Source organism: Brotonthovivens ammoniilytica, from assembly GCF_025566885.1.
Lineage (GTDB): Bacteria > Bacillota > Clostridia > Lachnospirales > Lachnospiraceae > Brotonthovivens > Brotonthovivens ammoniilytica.
The window spans coordinates 240601-260942 of the sequence record NZ_JAOQJQ010000003.1 but is presented as its reverse complement, the minus strand read 5'-3'; the positions used below and the strand labels follow the sequence as shown (position 1 = coordinate 260942).

The window sequence follows — 20342 nt, the reverse complement described above, 5'->3', positions numbered from 1 at the left end:
AACTTATCCGGGAAAACCGGCTCTTAACAGAAATTCAAAAAACGGACACAGGCCGGAGCAGTGTGGCATATTCTGTTTTGCTTCTGAAACACAAAACAGAAGGTGCCGATTCCTTTTTGAACCGGCACCTTCCGCCTGCTTACACACTGACAGTTTTTATCTGTCTGCTCATAAGTTCTGATACATTTTCCTACATCCGTTTTCTTCTGCGGATTATCACTCCTGCAGCAATGAGTATACCGGCTGCTGCGATTACAAATACTGCCAGACTCTGAAATACAGGCTGCCCGTCTCCAGTAGCTGGTGCATCAGCTGTATCCTCTATCTGTAAATCGTCTTTGTCCGCCCCCGGCTGATCTGTTTTGGAATCATCCTCTTTTGGATGATCTGCCTGAGCTTCCTGATACAGATTATGGAATACTATATCTTGCCCGTGATTATCCACAGCCGCAGATAGATATCCTTCCTGATTATCTTCCACAGTAACCGTAATCGAATATACGGTCTCATCATAAGTAATGTTTTCCTCTGTTCCTGCAGCCTCTGAAACAGTGTACTGATACGTTCCTGCCTTGTCAAAAGCAATTTCCTCAAACAAAATCATACCTGTTTCGTCATTCTGTGCTTCAGCGATGACTTTTCCGTTCTCATCTTTCAATACAAAAGTAAATTCCTTGTCCTTCAGGCTGCGTCCTTCCAGCTCTTTAACTGCTCCTAACACAACAGAAGTATGCTCTGCCCGGTAAACATTTTTAAATACTGCACCATTTTCAGAATCTCCGCCATCGGCAGTATATATCACAGATGCTGCTGTCAGCTGTCCGTCAACATCGTCAATTACAACTTTCACATGATACAAATTTGTGTCATAAACAATACCGCCCACTGCGTTGTTGACCTCTGTAATATCATAGTAATATTCCCCGGCTTTTGTAAACACAACCGGCTCAAATTCAATGTTTCCCTCTGCATCATTTGTTCCTTTTGAAACTTCATTTCCCTGTGCATCTGTAACAATAAACTTGAATTCTCCATCTTTAATGGTTCTTCCGTCTAATGTTTTTGTTCCGCCAAAGGACACCTCTGTTTCAAACGGAGTATAGGTATTTTCAAAGTGAATATCCAGATCTTTGCTCCATTCTGCTTTCAGAAGTCCATTATCATCTGTCACATTCACTTTTACTTCATAAACAGTGTCATCATAAGTGATATTGGCATCTTCTCCCTTTTCTTCGGTTACAAGGAATGTATAATTTCCTGCCTGGCAGAATGTAATGGCATCCTGTCCAAAGTTGAAGGAACCGGCCTGTGTATTGTCTGTAATCAGACTGTCTGCATGACCGCCAAGTACTACAATGCCTTCCTTGACTGCTTTCTTTGTCAGATCATCCCCTGCCTCCAGACGGAAGCTAAATTCCTGATCCTTCAGATCTCTTCCGGCAAGACTCTTGGTTCCTGAAATCGAAGCACTGATTTTTTCGGGATTATAATGATTTCTGAACTCTAAATCTCCGCTTTTGCTTACACTTGCAAGAAGCTGTCCCAAGCCATTATCCGTCACTTCCACCACAACTTCATACGTACTTCCGTCATAAGACATTCCGGCCGCACTTCCCTTTACCTCACTAATCTGATAACGGTAGGTGCCGGGAGCCGTATAGGTAATATTTCCAAATGAAAAACTTCCGCCTGCATCATTCGTAACAATGGTATCCTCCGGCAATGGAGCATCCTTTGTTAAAGCAGTTATTTCAAATTCAAATTCTTTACCCTTCATCGTATAAGAAGAATCCGGATCCTCGGATACAACTGTCTTTGTTCCACTTAAATCTGCACTGCCTGAAATCTCTGCAGCTTCTGACGTATAAGTATTTTTAAAGGAAACCGTATCAACAGGTTTTCCATCCAGAGTAACTTCAGATTCAATTTCCAGATTTCCCTTTAAGTTGTCCGTCACAATATAGGTAACGGTATATTCTCTTTGGTCATACGAAACACCGCCCAGATTTCCCTTTTCTTCCTTTATAAGGTATGTGTACTTTCCGGCCTCTGTAAATATAATTCTGCCAAAGTTCAGTTCACTGGTCTCATTATTTTTGGCCGCTGTATTTTTCACTGATACCATTGTAGGAGCAGGCGCCTGATTCTGTGGTGTTACAGAAAAGGAAAATTCACCGTCCTTCATATCCCTGCCTGTTAATGTTTTTTCAGCAGTCAAATTTTCTGACACTGCCGGTACGGCTGTATACGTATTATGGAAGGTCAGAGAGTTTTCAACCACTTCTGTTCCTGCAACGGTCAGTGTTCCGTCATTGTTATCCGTAACTTTAACTGTCAGGATACGCGGGACTGTATCATAGGTAATCCCCGCCTGTTTTCCTTCTTCTTCAGTAATCTGGAATTTATAAGTCCCTGCTTTTGTAAATGTAATATCTCCAAAGGCTTTTTCCTTTACTTGATCCTTACCTGTAATCTGCAGTTTTGTATCTTCCGGCAGAATTACTGTTTTATCTTTTACCGCATTCTGGGTAATCTCATCCCCCGGCGATAACTCAAAGGTAAAGCTGTCATCATCAAGCCAGTTTCTTCCGGAAAGTTCTTTTGTTACTTTCAGATTTGCCGCACCATTGAGAGTTCCCGATGCCTGATACTGATTGGTAAAGGTCTGACTGCCAGTTACATCTGAAATTTCCGCTTCCAGATTGCCGTTATTATCTTTTACGGTCACAGTATAAGTTAATACATTGTCATCGTAAGTAACCCCTTCCAAAACACCGGACGCCGGTTTTACTTCACTGACTGTTACCTGATAAGTTCCCTCTTCAGTAAAGACAATATCATCAAACTGAACGCTTCCATCTGCCTCATTTCCTAACTTTGTCTTGGCCGGCAGCCGGAAACCATCTTCCGGTGAACCCTCCACAGCAGTTACTGACAGCTCAAAGAAAAACTCATCCTTCTGTAAAGCTTCTTCTCTTCCGCCGCTTAAGATTTTCGTAATCTTTAATGGAGTCAGGGTATTTGAAAGAGCTTTATACGTATTTTTAAATTCCACCCCGTTGACTTCTTCATAAGTTCCGTCAGCTTTTTCCTTTTTTATAACGGAATCTGCCGTCATAGTTCCCTTCTTGTCATCGGTTACAGTAATTTCCACCCTGTAAACACTGTTATCATAATTCATGCCAGTCTGTTTCCCGGAATCTTCAGGGATTACTTCTGATATTTCGTAAACAAATGTTTTTGAATATCCCGCCTCCCCGCTGATCATATCGTACGTATAATGAATTTCTCCAAATGAACCCTTTGAAACATCCGAATCAGACGTTTTTTCCACAGTTACCTGGCTGATCTCATTGCCGTCCTGATCTTTTGGCACGGGAGCATTATCCAGTGCAGTGATGCTGAATGTAAATGCATCCGTATCGGTCCAGTCTCTTCCAATAAGCTCTTTAGTAAACGTAATATCTGTTTTAGCCGTCTCATCTTCCGGCATCAGGGAGCTGTAAACATTTGTAAATGTTGAAGAACCCGAAAAAGGTCCAGAAACAACCGCCAGCGTTCCGTCCCCGTTATCTGTTACCGTAACAGAAATCAGATATTTATGTGTATCATAAGTGATCCCATCTTTTTTTGGCTGATCCTCACTAACCCCAGATGGCAGATTCTCTGTTATCTGAAAGATGTATGGATATCCCGGATCCGTTGCCTTTGTAAAAGTAATATCATCAAAGGAAAACGCTGCTTCACCCTGATTCAGATCATCACTGTTTACTGTTTTTTCCGTAACCGCCGGAAGAATCACTTTTCCAGACGAGATTGCTGCCTGGGTCATAGGATTGCCGCCCTGCAGCCGGAAGGTAAATCTGTCATCGGCAGTCCAGTCTCTTCCTCTTAAAACTTTTGTTCCGCCAAGATTTGCAGCTCCCTCCAGTGTTCCGCTGGCACTGTACTGATTTAACCATCCTATTTCATCAGTTTCGGTTTCATCATCACCTCCCGGATTTTTAACAATTACAGTTTCCGGAATCAAAGTTCCCGGCGTATCGCCGGCCTTTGCTGTTATTGTGATTTTGTAGGTATCTTTGCTGTAAGAAATACCTCCCGGCTTCTCACTGTCTGCCGGCTCTGCTTCTGAAAGAATATAGCTGTAAGACTGCCCTGCTTTATCAAAATTTACTGTTCCAAAGTCTATGGCTGCCTTTGTTCCTGACTTAGGTGTAATAACAATCGTTCCGTCTGCAAGAACGCCGGAAGGCAGCGGAGCATTATCCAGAGCTTCTATTTTAAAAGTAAAATGATCATTCCCGTTAAATACACGGCCGCTTATTTCTTTTATACCTGTGATATTATAACTTCCAACAGCCCGGTAAGTATTGGAAAAAACTGCCCGGTCTGTTTCACTGCTTACGCTTCCGTTATTGTAAGAAACCTTCGCTGTAAGACTTCCCTCCTGATCGTCCGTAACCTCTACTGTTACTATGGTGGTGTGCGTGTCATAGACAGTTCCTTCTTTTATCGGATTCTCCGCACTTACACCGTCAGGCAGCTTTTCTGTAATATGGAAGATATACGTACCTGTTTCGGTAAACGTCAAATCCTTAAAGGAAAATTTTTCTGCTGTACCATCTTCCACATCCTTAACCGTTTCTGTTAATGCTGCCGGCAGTACCGTCTCAGCCGCATCATTGGCAGCAGTAAGCTCAAATTCAAAAGCTTCGCCAGCTGTCATACTGCGTCCCGTCAGAGTTTTCTCTCCCTGCAAAGCTGTATTTCCGGAAAGCGTGACAGCATCTGGTGTATATGTATTGTCAAAGTACAGCATTGTATCTCCGGTATTTTCATACTCTGCCGTCACAATAATTGTGTTGTTTGCATCCCGGGTTACTGATACTGTAATCTCTTTGACCTCTTTATCATAAGTTACACCTTTATATACCCAGGCATTGTCTTTTTCCGGGTCCTGCCATGCAGACTGTAAGCCTTCTTTCAAAGCGCTGCCCTGGTAAGTTCCATCATCTGTAGGCTGTTTTTCATATACCTGATAAACATATTCGTTACCTACATCCGCCTGATCAAAATGGAGTGTTCCTAAAAAAACAGCTCCCGTACTGTTGTTGCCGGACTCACAAATACCATTCACAGTTTCATCCGGCATTGGAATTTTGTCTTTATCTATACTAGCACCGTTTTCTGTTGTTCCTTCTTTCCCGGAGAGCACAAAAGAAAACATATTTTCTGTCAGCGGATGATTCCCCTGATTATCATAGTTTTTTTGGGCCAGCAATACAAAATTAGCAGCATCCGAATTATATGTATTTGTAAAATCCGCCTGTTGGGAAGGGGTATCTGCCGCAGCACCCGTATCATCCTTCTCTTTTACAATTGAAACTGACGCACTTAACTGTCCTGTATAATTGCCGTTCTGATCCTGGTCTGTCACAGTAACCACTGCCCGATAGGAGGCCTGGGAATAACTTACCCCCGGTACAATTCCGGCAGGAAGCTGTTCTTTGATATTATAAATATATGTGCCGGGCTTTGTATACGTAATATCTCCAAAGTTAAAGGACACCGGCGTATTCCCGGAAACTGTCAGCTCCTTCCCGTTCAGTGTAACTGTCTTCTTTTCCGGCATTGGTGCTGTCTGAGGTTCTACCGCTGTAATTTCAAAGGTATAGCTGTCCGTATCATCCCAGTTCTTGCCGGCAAGAGTTTTTGTTCCGGACAGATCTGTCCCTTCTACCGTTACAGCTGCCGGAGAATAAGTGTTTGTAAAATCTGCCGTAATCTCTTCCAGACCGGAAATATCCGGATTTAAGTCTTTGATATCTCCACGGATGGTTCCCGCTGTATTAAGATCTGCATCTGCATCGTTACTTTCTACTTGTGCAGTAAAACCTTGTCCCGGAGAATTCTCTGTAACCTGATATTTTGCCCCTTCCGGAAGATCTTTGATTACTGCTGTCTGGCCACTTTTCAGCGTAAATACCGCCTGTCCGTTTTCTACTGCGATCTCTTTGCTATCAGCATCTAAAATCGGTTCTCCATTCTGGTTTACAATCTGCCAGGTTCCTTCCAGAGGTCTTGTGTTTACTGTTCCTCCCTCTTCATACTCTTCTTCAAGAGTTACCTGAAAAGTAAAAGAAAGATCTTTCAGGTTCTCAAGATCGGCATCTGAAATTCCCTCATATCCGTTTACGGTCTTACTGATTTTTAAATCAGCCGAACGAATATCCGTTACCTGAACCGTTACCGTTCCGGAAAACAACTGAGACAGTTCCGTATCCCCCAGGTTCTTTTTCGTACTTGTGTCAGTATTGGCATCATGCTGATAACACTGCTTAATGCTTAAACGTGACCAGCCGGTATCTGTAGAAAGCTGCACTGCTCCATCAGTTTCTCCTGGAACATATTCTAACGCTGCCGTATCTGCATCATATTGTAAATGCATTGTCTGGGAAGTGTCAGACCAGCCTTTGGAGCTGTCAAATTGCTGTGTATCCTGTGTCTGCAAAGATGCCAGTATGTTATAGAACGTTGTATCCATATCATCGTTAGTGGCAAACTGAAGCATCGTCTGAACCAGAGAGCCAACACCCCGGGCTGTGACAATTCCATCATCTGCCTCACCTGCATCTGCATAGACACCGGAATCATCCACCACTACCTCTGTAATTGATTTATTCAGCAGATACCCTTTGGGCGCTGATGACTCCAAAAGATAATATCTTCCATTGGACAGTCCTTCATATACAGCTGCACCCTGCATAGTTATGCCGTCCTTTTCTTTGGTCAGATCCTCTGTGGTCACTTCCTGACTGTCAGCGCCATCCCGCACCTGATAACTGCCGTCATTATTGACCGTTACATCATCTGCATTATAAAGCCTGAACTTTGCACCACTGACAGGATTTCCCTCCTGATCCAGCTTTTGAACCAGCAAACGGTTCTTGATATCCGGAATATTAAAATTCGCCGCATACTGGCTGGAAAATTGTGTATCATCCAATCGGAAAGTATTCCCTTCCTCGGCATCTGCAATATTGTCCGCGAAAGTGTAGTAATATCCGATAGCAAACTCTGTCTCTTCTTTCTCATCATCTGCCAGCATACTGTAATAATATTGAATATCCCCCGGCAGTTCCGGAATGTCCACCTGATACAGACCACTGGAATTTAAGTAAAATTCCATGGGATTTTTCTTTGCTGTTTCCAGCACACCTGCAAGATTTGTTCCATTTTCCTTAGAGGTCGTCCACTCCTCAAGTGCGCTTCCACTGATGCCGTACCAGCTTGAAGAATCTTCCAGATCCCCTCCTTCTTTTCGATGAAGAATTACTGCAAATAAGGTTCCTCTTTCCAGCTTTCCATCTGTAATCGGCACGCTCCGTCCGTCAATCCCCTGTATATCTGTAGAAACTGTGGTGGATACCTTTGCATTGGCAAATGCACCTGTATCTACATAATTATCGGAAACTACAATCCCGCGCCCGATATTGCCCGTGCTTTCACTGGCAATATAGCGCAGATGCATCTCACCGGTTTTCCGATATCCTTCCGGTACACTGGTTTCCTCCAATACAAAGTAATCATAACCTCCATTGTGGAGCTCATCAAAGCTGATCAATGTATCATTTTCATCCACCAGAACAATTTTTCCATCACTGTCTGTAATCCCGGTGGAAACCGGCGTCTGGTTTGTAACCTCAAAATCTTCATTGGCTGTATATAATGCAAATTCTGCTCCCTGAACCGGATTCCCGGTCTGGTCCACTTTTACAATATCGCTCTCAGGAACCATAACCAGGTTAAACTTAAGACTCATATTGGAATCTACATTTCCCCGCTCCAGATAATAAAACCGCAGCGTGTGCAGGGAATCATCAGGAAATGTATTTTCGTCCCATCCGTCAGTGGACACTCCCGCAGCATCAAATTTACTTTTCAACGTTCCATCCGATTCACCATTTATACTAATTTCTCCGGTGGAAAAATCAATCTTTACCGATGCGGCTGAATGAATCCCTCCAAGGTCACCTACCAGCACATTGTCAATAAAGATCCATACATCATCATCTCCGCTGAACTCATAGGTAACCGGAGCTCCTTTGCTGGTAGTTCCTCCATCCATCTGCACAAATCGAGATGTCATTGTCAGCCCAAACCAATGCTTTATTGTATTATTCTGAGTTCCCAATTCCTTGGCTTCCAGCGCTCCATCAACTTCATTAAAAACTGTCTCTGCGGTATTAAAAGGAAAAAACTGTCCTATATTTTTAGGCTCCTCATTTGTATATACCGCCGGGGCATCATATATCGCAAATGAATTGCTTTCCTCCTGAAAGGATGCAAAATTCTGTTTACTGTCATAATAATAATAGCCGTCATCGCTGACCTGAAGAAGCCCTTCCACATCTGTATAAGCTTTTTTCCCCGCAACCTCAGATTCTGAATCCACATCATTTCCATTAAACAGATAGTCAAGCGACTCCGTTCTGGTCATTCCAAGCTCACTGCTTCCGGATAATTGGGGATAACCGTTAACCAGCTTATTGGAAACAATCCCCTCCCTTGGGGCCGCCAACCCGGTCCAGGAATTCATAGAACCGCTGCTGCCGGTTGTAAACTTCAGCTGATGCCCGGCATTAATACCACCATCATCATTATTATATCCATAATCCGGGCTGTCCCGCTGATTTACCCAGTAATCAAACAGATTAATGGTGGTTCCCTGGGGGGATATTCCCTCTACAGTATGATCATCCACGGACCTTTCTTTGCTGTCATCGCCGATTCCAAAAAAAGAAGCTGCTTTGGCAGTCAGTCTGGACCAAAATGTTTCCGACGAATTATTTGCCGTATCTGTTTCTTCTAAGACCGTGCCCTTTGCCTGGACTAAGCCTGTCCCCTGAGGCACTGCACCTGCCGCCATAAGTGCCGCTGCCGCCATAGCAAGTATTCGTCTGGTTCCAATACGCCGCAGTTTCTTCTCTGCTTTGTTTGTCTTTTTAGACTTGTACATAATACTCTCCTCTCATTCATATTTTTGTGACACATTGTGCCTGCTAACATGGAATAAAAAACCAGTCTTCTCATATGAACTTCTCCATTGCAGATACGAGGATGTGATACTACATAATATTAGTTATGTAGTTATTTCTCTGTATAGCTGTAAAATCAGGGAATATTTCTATAGATTATAGATTTAAGAAACAAAAACTTTTCTCAGATATAGACAAAAACTATTACTATTAAAATATGATTTTTAATTTGACTATTAAAAATATGTATTATAAAATAAAGGAAAACCGTGTTTGATTTGTGAATTTTCTATAATACAACATAACTAATATTATGTTGTCAAACTTCTAGTATCCGCATCCGTTCCAGATTGCGTTTCCATTCTTTAATCCCGTCAGAAGCATAAGATCTTGTTACTTCCAGATTGCTGTGTCCAAGAATATCTGCCAGATTTATCAGATTTTTTGTAGTTTTGTAAAACGTCCTGGCAAACAGATGTCTCAAATTATGCGGAAAAACTTTATCCGTATTAATTCCGGCTTCTTTTGCAAGCTTTTTCATTTCCTTCCATATATTTGACCGGTCCTTTTCTTTTCCAGATTTTGTACAAAAAATCGGCCCATGAGAAAGTCCGTTTTTTCTTATATAAAACAGCAGCCGCATTTGAAGCTCCTTTGGAATAATCACAAGTCTGTACTTTCCTTTATTCCAGACCTTAACCACACCTGTTCTCATTGTTTCCACACGAAAAAATTTCAGTTCACTGACCCGTATTCCCGTGGCACACATCGTTTCCATAATCATTGCCAGCTGATCCTTTCCCAGTTTTCTTGCATCTCTGACCAGCTTTTGAAATTCTTCTTTTGTAAGCTCTTTTTCCATATTTTCCATGTCCTGCCTTTGCACACGAACTCTTTTTAACCGCAATCTTCCCAATTCTAAATAGATTAAAAATTGATTTAACGCCACAATCATAGAATTTACACTGCTGATAGAATAATGTTGAAGCAGCCAGCTTTTATAATCCAGCAATATATCCTTTTTTATCTTATCTTCCTGTACCATATCCACATAGCGCAGAAAGGTTCTGACATCCCGGATATACTTTTCTATGGTTGCCGGCGCATTTTCCCGCTCCTGTAAATAATCTTTAAATCCATTTACCATCTTAGGCTGTATTTTTATATCTGTTTTCCGCATGTTCTGCTCCCTCTCTTTATTTGTTATTCACAGAATCCAAACCACCGCTCTATAAAAACGGTCTGATTCTTTCACCTGAATTATTATTTTTAACAGATCAGCCTAAATTATAATCTATCAATAAAAAAGAATCCTGCCGCGGGTTGCGCAAGCAACATGATTTTACTCCGCCGCAGTGCGATCATCAGCGGAGCGTTTTTTGCTCTATAGGAATCGGCACTTTTCAGCTTTATCACAACACAGTATTTCCTATATATAGAGCAAAAAAAGCCGGAGAGAAATCTGAACATTCAAATTTCTCTCCGGCTTTTCCTGCTATTTAATTTCCGCTTCTACACTCTGCTCTGTTTTATTATCAGTGATCTTTATATTTTCTTTGTATTTAGATCCCCCTGTATTTTTTACTTCTACACTGCCCCCATCTTTAAAATCATACCGTATCGTATCATCTGTCCCCAGATAAGTTGTTACATCGGCTTCTTTTCCATTTACCAGCACTCTTACATTTTCCAGGGGTGTTTTTCCGGTAGCCGCATAGCAGATTGTGGAGCCTGCCAGCACTCCCACAACTACACAGCCCAGTACAATAAGCTTTCTTGGATTAAGTTTTCTTCTTCTCATAGATTGCATCTCCTTTTGTTCCAGTTCCAGGCTATGGATGCAATAATTTAAAATCTTTTCTCTGTCAGGCATGCCTCTTTGGACTGCTTTTTTGATTAATTCATCTTCTTTTTTCATCCGCGCCCTCCTTTAAATACTGTTTTCTAAGTTCATTCCGCGTCCGGTAGAGCTTATTTTTTACTGATGATTCTTTCATTGACAGGCTTTTTGCAATCTGTGCAATAGACTGCTGTAATTCGAAATATAAATAAAAAATTTTCTGCACATCCTCTGGTTTGCTTTGGAGAAATATATAAATTTCTTCCGCTAAAATTTCCTCTTCACTGGTTGTAACCCGCTCCCAGAAATGCTCTATTTCTTCTTTTGATACAGCTTCAACATTCTGCTCCTCTGACAGGGCCGTCTCGTACGTAAACTCTCTGGCATTGTAATATTGATGCAGCTTTCTTTTAGAAATGCGCTTTAAATATGCCTTTGGACAACGCACATAATTCACTCCCCGCCGGGCCAGAATCCGAAAATACTCAAGATAAACCTCCTGACATAGATCGCTGACATCAGACAGATTCCTGCATTTTCCTGTCAGATAAACCAACAGCATCTTATGAGTTTCCTCATAAACCTCATTAAAAAAAGCTGTAATATTGGGATCGATCACTTTTTTACCACCTTTCACTAACTATGTGGCTTCCTTTTTTCAAAAAAGTTTCAAATCTGTCAAAATTTTAGAAACAAATATGTTTTTTGCTGGTATATTTTCTAATACTAAATTTTAACCTCTCTTCAAACCAGAAAACAATCCCATAGAAATCAAGTTTTTTAACGCCTGCTTTTCTATGCTGATTTTTCAACTGTTTTTCCTTCAAATGTCTAGATCAAACCATTCTTGTTGACAAATCACATTGCTCATGTTAATATATCACCGATATATATCAGCGATATATCATAGAAAGGAGGTAGAGTGTGGAACTGACTGATACACAAAGGCGTATTCTTGAAGTCGGGAAACAAGAGTTTTTGGAAAAGGGATTTAAAGACGCCTCCCTGAGGGCCATTGTCAAAGAGGCCGGTTTTACCCAAGGCGCCTTTTATGGATATTATGACAGCAAGGAAGCATTGTTCGACGCCTTGGTCTCCCCGGCGGCCGACGGATTGCTCAATCAATTTATCCAGGCGCAACAAGCACATTATAAATTGATTCCGGAAGATAAAACGGAACAATGCCAGGATTTATCTACCAGTTATCTCAATTATTTTATCAATTACATTTACGATCATTTCGACGCGTTCAAGCTAGTAACCTGCTGTTCCGAAGGAACCCGATACGCTAGTTATGTTCATGAGCTTGTGGAGCTTGAGGTCGATCAGACAAAGGATTACCATCAGCAGCTTTGCCAGCTCGGAAAATTGAAGGGTACAGTCAGCCGGAATCTTTACCATATGATCACAAGCGCCTATTTTACCGCTGTTTTTGAAACAGTGGCTCATGACATGACCCGTGAACAGGCGATTGATTATGTCAATGAACTAGCAGTATTTTTCAACTGTGGCTGGAACGGCCTTTTAAGATTCAAATGAATCTTAAATTTTTGCATATAGGTTAGCATTAACTAACCCCAAACAGAAGTTGACTGTACGAACAGGCATTAGGCTGAAAGCTGCAATAAATCCAAAAAGAAAACAAAGGAGAATCAAAATGGAAAACGCAAAGAAATGGTCTGTAAAAGACGTTATCACCCTAGTACTGATGACTGTGCTGCTCATTGTCATTCAGCTGGGGATCAACATGGTCTGCATGGTAAATGATTTTGTCAGCATGGTGCTTTCCGTAGGCATTACCATGCTTGTCTGCGGGCCTGTTTATTTTTTGATGGTAAACCGCATCCGCAAACGGTTCGTTTCACTGGTATACATGACACTGCTGGGCCTTGTCTTTCTAATGATGGGCAACTGGTTTTTACTCCCGTGGTTTATCGTAGTGGGAATCCTTGCAGAAATCATTCTGTGGAAAAAAATTACGCAAAACCGTCTGACTGCCTCCTGGACGCTTTCCAGCCTGTTATACAATGGGGTAAACCTGCTTCCCGTTTGGTTTTTCTGGGATACCTATTACAGCTTTGCGATTACCAGCGGTATGGAGCAGAGCTATATCAACGCTTATGTTCAGTATTATACAATGCCGGGCTGGGTGATTTTTATCCTGATTTTTACCATGCTCTGCGGATTTCTGGGCAGTCTGATCGGACGAAAGCTGATCCAAAAGCATTTCAAAAAAGCGGGGGTACTGTAAATGCAGGAAACAGCCTTATCTGCTCCGGTAAAAGCGTGGGCGGCAGCCTGCGCCATCCTTGGGGTTTCGCTTACCGCAAACACTTTGCTCACCTGTCTTCTTGCGCTGCTTGCTTTCTGCCAGTTGTTTTTTGAAAGGCGATGGAGGCTTTGCCTGATTTTCGGTGCTTTTTATCTGGTGTTAGCGCTGCTGTTGTATCTGATCCGCTTTCACGGCCTGCATATGGTGGTTTTTTCGGAATTCTATGTGCTGATGTTTTACAATCTCATGCCGGTGTTCCTGACGGCGTGGAATCTCATTACCACGCCTCCGGGCCAGCTTTCGGCCGCTCTGTCGAAAGTTCATACCCCCACTCCGGTTATCTTAGGGCTGCTGGTGGTGTTTCGATTTTTTCCAACCATAAAGACAGAACTGAAGGGGATTCGGCAGTCCATGAAAAACCGAAGGCTGACCGGACCTGTGCAGGTACTCCGCCATCCTGCCGTCACTTGCGAATATGTGTTGGTTCCTCTGCTGCTGCGCTGCCTGCAGACCGCAGATCAGCTTTCCGTATCGGCAATAGCGCGGGGTGCCCAAGCGCCGGGAATACGGGGAAGCTACTATGCCAGAAAAATGCATGCAGCTGATTTCCTCTGGCTGGGGATATGGACGATTGGAACTATCCTGTTTTTCATAATAGGAGGTATAAAATGATCCGGTTTGAACATGTGAACTTTCAATACACTGATTCCGATGCGGGTGTCGCAGATATTTGCCTGCATGTCCGAGAAGGCGAATGCGTGGTATTGACCGGTCCCTCAGGGAATGGAAAAACCACTTTAATCCGTCTGGTGAATGGCTTAGCTCCCACTTTTTATACAGGTCGGTTTTCCGGCTGTATTCAAATTGATGGAAAGGACCGAAGCGGGGAACCCCTTTGGAAGCGGGGAAAAACGGTAGGCAGTGTGTTCCAGGATCCGGGAAGCCAGTTTTTCTCTTCTGAAATGCTGGGAGAAGTTGCTTTCGGCTGTGAAAATTACGGCTTTCCTCATGAAAAAATTGTCCTGCGAACAAATACGGCTATTCGGCGGTTTCATTTGGAGCAATTGCGCAGCCGTTCCCTCGATGTGCTTTCCAGTGGAGAAAAGCAACGCACAGCCGTGGCCTCTGTTTACGCCATGAATCCTCCCGTTTATGTCTGCGACGAACCTACTGCCAATCTGGACGGGCAAGGCGTTGAGGAACTGCGTGAAACCCTTCAAAGCTTACATCAGGAAGGCAGCACACTGTTGATTGCGGAACACAGGCTTTTCTGGCTGATGGATTTAGCAGATCGGTTTGTATATATCCGGGATGGGGCCATCCAGTGGGAGTGCACACCCGAACAAATGCGAAAGCTTTCCTCTGAAAGCCTGGAGCGTCTGGAGCTTCGCGCTGTGCGTCAGTATAGGTCTTCAAGGCTTTCCTCACCTACCGGCATAGGTACACCTATTCTTTCCCTACAGGGCCTTTGCTGCAAACGAGGGAAGCATACGATTTGGGAGAATTTAAACCTTGCGGCCTGGGCAGGGCAAATCATCGCCATCACCGGATGCAATGGGGCAGGAAAAACAACATTGGCAAAAATTGTCGCCGGCTTGGAACGCCCGTCCAAGGGCAGTATTTTTCTTCATGGTCTGAAAATCGGGCCGACGCAGCGGCGGAAAAGCTGCTGGTACAGCTCCAACGACACAGGCACGCACTTCTTTACAAACAGCGTAACGGAAGAACTTCTTTTAGGAGTTCCAAGAACAGAGGAACGTTTGGAGAAAGCCAGAAATTTGCTGAAGAAATTTGGCCTTTACCCTTACAAAGACGCACACCCAGTAATTCTGTCCGGCGGGCAGAAACAGCGCCTTTCCATTGCCTGTGGGCTTTTATCCGGCAGAGAACTTTTGTTGCTCGACGAACCGACATCGGGGCTGGATGGCGGAAACATGCGGAAAATTGCCTCCTCACTGGCGGAGGCCGCGGCCGAAGGGAAAACCATATTGGTAATCACCCATGACGAAGAGCTGATTCAAGCCTGCTGTGATTTTCGCTGGGAACTGAGTGGATGAAAACTTTGAGAAAAGAATGCTCCTTTATGTCTTTAACCTCTTCAATAGAGAATTATCAAAGGAAACGGTTTTTATTGATGGGACAAAACTGGGTTTTGTGTATCCCCGTATCGCTACAGACTCTGGATACGATAACGAAGAAGGATATACGTATTTACGAGAGCAGAAACAAAAAAGTAAAACTGGAGATTCTTTTACTCAGTATGGGTTATAAGTTGTTTATAAAAGTACATCAAAAATCAGGAGAATATCCACAAATAGGAGGATCATCTCCTGATTTTTCTATAAACAAAGTTTACCTCTTTCGTCCTGCTATATTTGCCTTACACGTATTGCTGGCTTAAGAATATTTATACATTCTCAATCAGACAGCCGCTTCTGTATGCTTCTAAAAGCTCCTCAAGCTCTGCGATATTTTCCCTCAGAACTTTTCCGGTATCCGTATCACCTACCGTTTTCCTCTTCACCACATTTTGTTCCATTACAATGTGGGAATGGATGCAGGTCTCATTGAGCACGGTTTTCTCCATGGATTCAAAGGGCTCGTGGGCGGCCAGCACAAGACCATATGAATTATAAATCAGCGTATAGCCGGCAATTCCGGTTTTACTCTGATAAGCTTTGGAAAAACCGCCGTCAATAATCAGAAGCTTTCCGTTGCATTTCACCGGAGATTCTCCTTTTTTCACGGCAACCGGAACATGTCCGTTTATTATATGAGCTCCGGCGGAGGGCAGGCCAAATTCAGTAAGAATCCGGTTTACCACTTCTTCCTTTTCAATCAATTTATAATATGGATTTTTTGGTTCTTCGTGGGTCTTCTTATCCAGAATAAAATACCGTTCAAATGTGGTCATTTTGGCCTTCCCGAATACCGGAGAATTTTTATTTTTCCAGATAAACCACATAATATCCCGGCCTTTTTCTTTTTCCACCGGATTCAGGGAATAATATCCTTTTCTGGCATAGTGCTCTAAAATATCATACAAAGCCTTACCGCTGTATTTCTTTCCGTAAATTTCCACCTCTTTAAAGCTTCCATCCTCATTCAGGGGCACGCAGCCATGATACAGCAGATTTCCGTTATATACTTTATAAAAGCTGCCCTTTGTAAAGAGAAATCGGGTATGCTTCTGAAGACGTTCGCTATTTAAGAAGCTGGCCCGCAGCCGGTCTACCACATCCTTTTCTTCTGCTGTCAGCTGATAGGGATTCTTTGGATCTACCGTTGGAAAACAGGTTTCTTTTAACTTGTATTCTTTCCCCTCTACAATAATCGTTCCTTTTTCAAGATCCATTTTGTCCAGCAAAAGCCGCTCCTGCATATCCCACTCCGGATATTTTAAAATCAGCTGGCCTTCCAGCTTAAACTGGATAATGGAAATTGCCTTATGCATCTTTTCATCCAGTTCCGCATAGCTGTTATCATAATTTTCATCCGAAGTGTCCACATGGAAACAGCTGCACGAATCATCTGCGTATTGATTCAAAGCCAGTCTGGCCAGGGGCAGCATATTGATTCCATATGCATCCTCCAGGATAGAAAGGTTGCCGTATTTTGCTGAAATGCGAAGCATATTGCACATGCAGGCAGTCTGCCCCGCAGCTGCCCCCATCCAGAGAACATCGTGGTTTCCCCACTGGATATCAATGGAATGATGCTGCATCAGTGTATCCATAATAAGATGGGGATACGGTCCCCTGTCAAATATATCTCCCAGCACATGGAGATGATCTACTGTAAAACGCCGGATCAGATAGCAGAAATCTACAATCAGATCACTGGCCCGGCCAGTGCGGATTACAGAATTTATAATCTCATTATAATAAGCCTCCTGGTCAGCCACATCCGGCCGGCCGGTCATAAGTTCTTCTATAATATATGCAAAATCTTTAGGCAGAGATTTCCGCACTTTTGACCGGGTATATTTAGATGATGCGGTTTTGCATACTCTGATAAGCCTGAATATAATCACCCGATACCAGTCTTCCAAAGCCTCACCGTCTAAAAGCTGCTCCTGAATCTGCTCTAGTTTACATTCCGGATAATAAATCAGCATTGCCAGGGTCCGCTTATCCGGAATTGCCAGCGAGCTGCCAAACTCCTCTTCAATCTTTCTTTGAATGGCTCCGGAGCCGTTGCTGAGAATATGTCTGAACTGTTCATATTCTCCGTGGATGTCTGTTATAAAATGCTCTGTCCCTTTTGGCAGACTTAAGATCGCCTTTAAGTTTACAATTTCTGTAGCTGCAGATGCTATATTCGGATATTGTTTCGCCAATACCTTAAGGTATTTCATATCTGCGTCCTTCATATATAGTTCCCCTTTCTGAATTTTTCAGTACTCCCAAACCCTATTTTAATCTACTCCGGAATAAAAAACAAGCCGGGGATGTGCGCAAAACAGATTCCCTGTTCCGCACACATCCCCGGACCGATAGCCTACGCCTCAATCACATTACTCATGTCATACATTCCCGCTGGTTTTCCGGCGAGATATTTTGCAGCCTCCACAGCACCTTTTCCAAATACTGCTTTGGATGTTGCAGTATGTTTAAAGGTAATTACTTCATCGGTTCCCGCAAAAATCACCTCATGTTCACCTACAATATTTCCTCCTCTGACAGCCTGAATCCCAATCTCATACTTTTCACGTTTCTTACGCTCCTGGCTTCGATCATACTTATAATTATAATCCTCCTCCAGGGCTTCATTCATAGAGTCAGCCAGTGCCAGAGCCGTACCGCTTGGAGCATCCAGCTTCTGATTATGATGTTTTTCCACAATTTCCATATCAAAGCCTGCAGGAGCTAACACTTTCGCAGCCTCTGCTAAAAGCTTTAACAATGTATTAATTCCCAGAGACATATTGGCAGATTTCAAAACTGCTATTTTCTCACTGGCCGTTTTCACATGGGCAAGCTGTTCTTCTGATAATCCGGTTGTACAAAGTACAACGGGAATCTGTCTTTCAACACTGAAATCAAGAAGATCATCCACTACACTTACATTTGAAAAATCAATAATCACATCCGCATCCACATGGCAGTCTGACGCTTTTGCAAATACAGGATAATCATTTTTAATACCATCATATACATCAATGCCGGCAACAATCTCAGTATCCGGGTCAGCTTTACAGATTCCCGTAATTACCTGCCCCATATGGCCATTGCAGCCGCACATAATAATTTTTGTCATAACGTATCCTTTCTAAAATCCCGAAGGTATCAGCATAATCCGAATTTTTTCATTTCTGCCAGCAGCTTTTCTTTGTTTGCATCTATCATTTCTGACAGGGGAGCCCGAAGAGGACCTGCTCCCATGCCAAGCATATTCATAGCTGCTTTTACAGGAATCGGATTCACCTCACAGAATAAAGCATTGATCAGAGGAATCGCATCCAGCTGGATTTTCATTGCCTTTTTGCGGTCTCCCTCCAGATATTCCATAACCAGATCATGGGTCTGTTTCGGGGCAATGTTGGACAATACGGAAATAACTCCAAGACCGCCAATAGAAAGCAGAGGCAGAACCTGATCGTCATTTCCGGAATATAATTCCAGATTACCGTCGCAGAGATTCATCATATGGGCAGCCTGTGAAAGATTTCCGGTGGCGTCTTTAATTCCTACAATATTATCTACATTTTTTACCAGATGGGCAACAGTCTCCGGCATCAGATTGCATCCTGTTCTGCTTGGCACATTATACATAATTACAGGAGCTTTGATTTCGCCTGCTATCTGTGAATAATGGCTGATTAACCCTGCCTGTGTGGCTTTATTATAGTATGGCGTTACAACAAGTACGCCGTCCACCCCATAGGAATCGGCCTCTTTTGAAAGTTCAACAGCTGTTCTTGTACAGTTAGACCCTGTACCTGCAACTACCGGGATTCTGTGTTTTGTAAATTCTACAGCAGCTTTGATGGCTTCTAGGTGCTCCTTTTCCGTCAGTGTGGAGCTTTCCCCTGTAGTACCTGTAATGATAATACAGTCTGTTCCGTTATCAATCTGGTAATTGATATTTTCTTCTAGCTGCTCATAGTTCACATCATAATTGTCTTTCATAGGTGTAACAATTGCCACACCAGCGCCTTTGAATATTGCCATAATATAATCCTCCTGTAATTATTCTTATAAAAAGAATCCTGCCGCAGCAGGATTCTCCGCCTGCGGCGGGTTGCGTGAGCAACATAATTCCATTCCGCCGCAGTGCGATCCACAGCGGAGCGTTTTTTTGCCCTATAGGAATCGGCACTTTTCAGATTTATCACAACACGGTATTTCCTATAGAGTAAAATAAGACCGGACTGCATGAGCCGGTCTCTGTTTGTTTCTTATGATAAACATTTGAAAAACATTCAGCGATAGCTCCCCATCTTTTGATGACAGTCACAGACCTGTTTGCCCTGTGCCCAAAAAAACATCTGCAGAAAATGTTTCTTTTCGGCGTTCTTCCCTTTCATCTGCCATCCTCTGTGCCTGCCACATCCGGCAGATTACTGATGAATCACGCAACCTCTATCTTTTCTTATTTTGTTTTTATTTGTCAATACAAGGTAAATATATCACCCTTGTGCCTAAATGTCAACCTTCATCCACGGTTACTTCTGATCAGTCTTTTTCAGTCTGAATCCGATAAATTTCATCTAAATACGGTATTAATGCGTCATTCAGCACTCTCCCCGTTAAAATCACAGTTGTCTCCTCTGATTTTACCTGAATCAACGCAATTAATTCCTCAACTGTAATTACCTTTTTATCTATTAATCCAAGTACTTCGTCCAGAATCAGCATACTGCATTCTCCGGTTGCAAGCACTTTTCTTGCATAATTCACACCATTTTTCATATTCATCTTTTCTTCGAACTGTTCTTCTGTGGAAAGATTATCATACAGATCTGCTGATTTCTGGAACCTGAAAAGCTTGATTTCCGGCTCAAGTCTGCGGATAAATGAAATCTCATCATCATCCTTTCCCTTCAGGAACTGAATAATGAAACTGTTCCCGCCTTTACTTGCCTCATGTATGGCATATCCCAATGCCGCAGTTGTCTTTCCCCTGCCATAGCCATAATACGCCTGCACTTTCCCTTTTTCCATGAAACCCTCCTTCATTCAGCGAT

13 protein-coding genes and 1 riboswitch are annotated in these 20342 nt (G+C 42.9%); of the genes, 5 read left to right on the top strand and 8 right to left on the bottom strand.

Annotated features, from left to right (window positions below; all coding sequences use genetic code 11):
- Positions 1-190 precede the first annotated feature (190 nt).
- From OCV88_RS09230 to OCV88_RS09215, 4 genes are all read right to left on the bottom strand, one after another.
- Positions 191-9022 (bottom strand): Spy0128 family protein, encoded by an 8832-nt coding sequence (locus OCV88_RS09230; RefSeq protein ID WP_158425217.1) that lies wholly within the window; start codon positions 9020-9022, stop codon positions 191-193.
- A gap of 338 nt (positions 9023-9360) precedes the next feature.
- Entirely contained in the window at positions 9361-10221 is an 861-nt protein-coding gene (locus tag OCV88_RS09225) for a tyrosine-type recombinase/integrase (RefSeq protein ID WP_158425216.1), read from the bottom strand.
- Between the two features lie 315 nt (positions 10222-10536).
- Complete coding sequence (locus OCV88_RS09220) at positions 10537-10959, bottom strand: hypothetical protein (RefSeq protein ID WP_158425215.1); 423 nt, start codon at positions 10957-10959, stop codon at positions 10537-10539.
- On the bottom strand, positions 10943-11518 hold the full coding sequence (locus OCV88_RS09215; RefSeq protein WP_158425214.1) for an RNA polymerase sigma factor: 576 nt from the start codon (positions 11516-11518) through the stop codon (positions 10943-10945). The genes OCV88_RS09220 and OCV88_RS09215 overlap by 17 nt, the downstream gene beginning before the upstream one ends.
- Positions 11519-11805: 287 nt before the next feature.
- On the opposite strand from OCV88_RS09215, the gene OCV88_RS09210 reads away from it, so the two are divergent.
- The 5 genes from OCV88_RS09210 to OCV88_RS09190 all read left to right on the top strand — a co-directional run bounded on the left by OCV88_RS09210 (position 11806) and on the right by OCV88_RS09190 (position 15554).
- Positions 11806-12420 (top strand): TetR/AcrR family transcriptional regulator, encoded by a 615-nt coding sequence (locus OCV88_RS09210; RefSeq protein ID WP_158425213.1) that lies wholly within the window; start codon positions 11806-11808, stop codon positions 12418-12420.
- A gap of 118 nt (positions 12421-12538) precedes the next feature.
- On the top strand, positions 12539-13132 hold the full coding sequence (locus tag OCV88_RS09205) for an MptD family putative ECF transporter S component (protein ID WP_158425212.1): 594 nt from the start codon (positions 12539-12541) through the stop codon (positions 13130-13132).
- The gene (locus OCV88_RS09200) at positions 13133-13825 is read left to right on the top strand and encodes an energy-coupling factor transporter transmembrane component T family protein (RefSeq protein ID WP_158425211.1); all 693 of its coding nucleotides are present in this window, start codon (positions 13133-13135) and stop codon (positions 13823-13825) included.
- Positions 13822-15210: an ABC transporter ATP-binding protein gene (locus tag OCV88_RS09195; protein WP_158425210.1), complete on the top strand. Its 1389-nt coding sequence runs from the start codon at positions 13822-13824 to the stop codon at positions 15208-15210. Before OCV88_RS09200 ends, OCV88_RS09195 begins: the two co-directional genes overlap by 4 nt.
- Positions 15207-15554: a hypothetical protein gene (locus OCV88_RS09190; RefSeq protein ID WP_262591090.1), complete on the top strand. Its 348-nt coding sequence runs from the start codon at positions 15207-15209 to the stop codon at positions 15552-15554. Before OCV88_RS09195 ends, OCV88_RS09190 begins: the two co-directional genes overlap by 4 nt.
- Before the next feature lie 6 nt (positions 15555-15560).
- Here the strand turns inward: OCV88_RS09190 and OCV88_RS09185 are convergent, their stop codons facing one another.
- The 4 genes from OCV88_RS09185 to OCV88_RS09170 all read right to left on the bottom strand — a co-directional run bounded on the left by OCV88_RS09185 (position 15561) and on the right by OCV88_RS09170 (position 20319).
- A complete protein-coding gene (locus OCV88_RS09185) occupies positions 15561-17525 on the bottom strand; it encodes a fructose-1,6-bisphosphatase (RefSeq protein WP_158425208.1) in 1965 nt (654 codons plus the stop codon).
- Positions 17526-17653: 128 nt separating this feature from the next.
- The gene (gene dapB, locus OCV88_RS09180; protein ID WP_158425207.1) at positions 17654-18412 is read right to left on the bottom strand and encodes a 4-hydroxy-tetrahydrodipicolinate reductase; all 759 of its coding nucleotides are present in this window, start codon (positions 18410-18412) and stop codon (positions 17654-17656) included.
- Between the two features lie 29 nt (positions 18413-18441).
- Positions 18442-19326 carry a 4-hydroxy-tetrahydrodipicolinate synthase gene (dapA, locus tag OCV88_RS09175; protein ID WP_158425206.1) on the bottom strand — a complete coding sequence of 295 codons (885 nt, stop codon included), beginning with the start codon at positions 19324-19326 and terminating at the stop codon, positions 18442-18444.
- A 250-nt stretch (positions 19327-19576) separates the two neighbouring features.
- A riboswitch (Lysine riboswitch) is annotated at positions 19577-19748 on the bottom strand.
- 82 nt (positions 19749-19830) lie between these two features.
- Positions 19831-20319, bottom strand: a complete 489-nt coding sequence (locus OCV88_RS09170) for a cob(I)yrinic acid a,c-diamide adenosyltransferase (RefSeq protein WP_158425204.1) — start codon at positions 20317-20319, stop codon at positions 19831-19833.
- Between the last annotated feature and the right edge of the window lie 23 nt (positions 20320-20342).

Excerpts from the sequence above, each read along its gene's own strand:
- OCV88_RS09230 (WP_158425217.1), bottom strand. The coding sequence starts at position 9,022 with ATGTACAAGTCTAAAAAGACAAACAAAGCAGAGAAGAAACTGCGGCGT.
- OCV88_RS09225 (WP_158425216.1), bottom strand. The coding sequence starts at position 10,221 with ATGCGGAAAACAGATATAAAAATACAGCCTAAGATGGTAAATGGATTT.
- OCV88_RS09220 (WP_158425215.1), bottom strand. The coding sequence starts at position 10,959 with ATGAAAAAAGAAGATGAATTAATCAAAAAAGCAGTCCAAAGAGGCATG.
- OCV88_RS09205 (WP_158425212.1), top strand. The coding sequence starts at position 12,539 with ATGGAAAACGCAAAGAAATGGTCTGTAAAAGACGTTATCACCCTAGTA.
- OCV88_RS09200 (WP_158425211.1), top strand. The coding sequence starts at position 13,133 with ATGCAGGAAACAGCCTTATCTGCTCCGGTAAAAGCGTGGGCGGCAGCC.
- OCV88_RS09195 (WP_158425210.1), top strand. The coding sequence starts at position 13,822 with ATGATCCGGTTTGAACATGTGAACTTTCAATACACTGATTCCGATGCG.
- OCV88_RS09190 (WP_262591090.1), top strand. The coding sequence starts at position 15,207 with ATGAAAACTTTGAGAAAAGAATGCTCCTTTATGTCTTTAACCTCTTCA.
- OCV88_RS09185 (WP_158425208.1), bottom strand. The coding sequence starts at position 17,525 with ATGAAGGACGCAGATATGAAATACCTTAAGGTATTGGCGAAACAATAT.
- dapB (WP_158425207.1), bottom strand. The coding sequence starts at position 18,412 with ATGACAAAAATTATTATGTGCGGCTGCAATGGCCATATGGGGCAGGTA.
- dapA (WP_158425206.1), bottom strand. The coding sequence starts at position 19,326 with ATGGCAATATTCAAAGGCGCTGGTGTGGCAATTGTTACACCTATGAAA.
- OCV88_RS09170 (WP_158425204.1), bottom strand. The coding sequence starts at position 20,319 with ATGGAAAAAGGGAAAGTGCAGGCGTATTATGGCTATGGCAGGGGAAAG.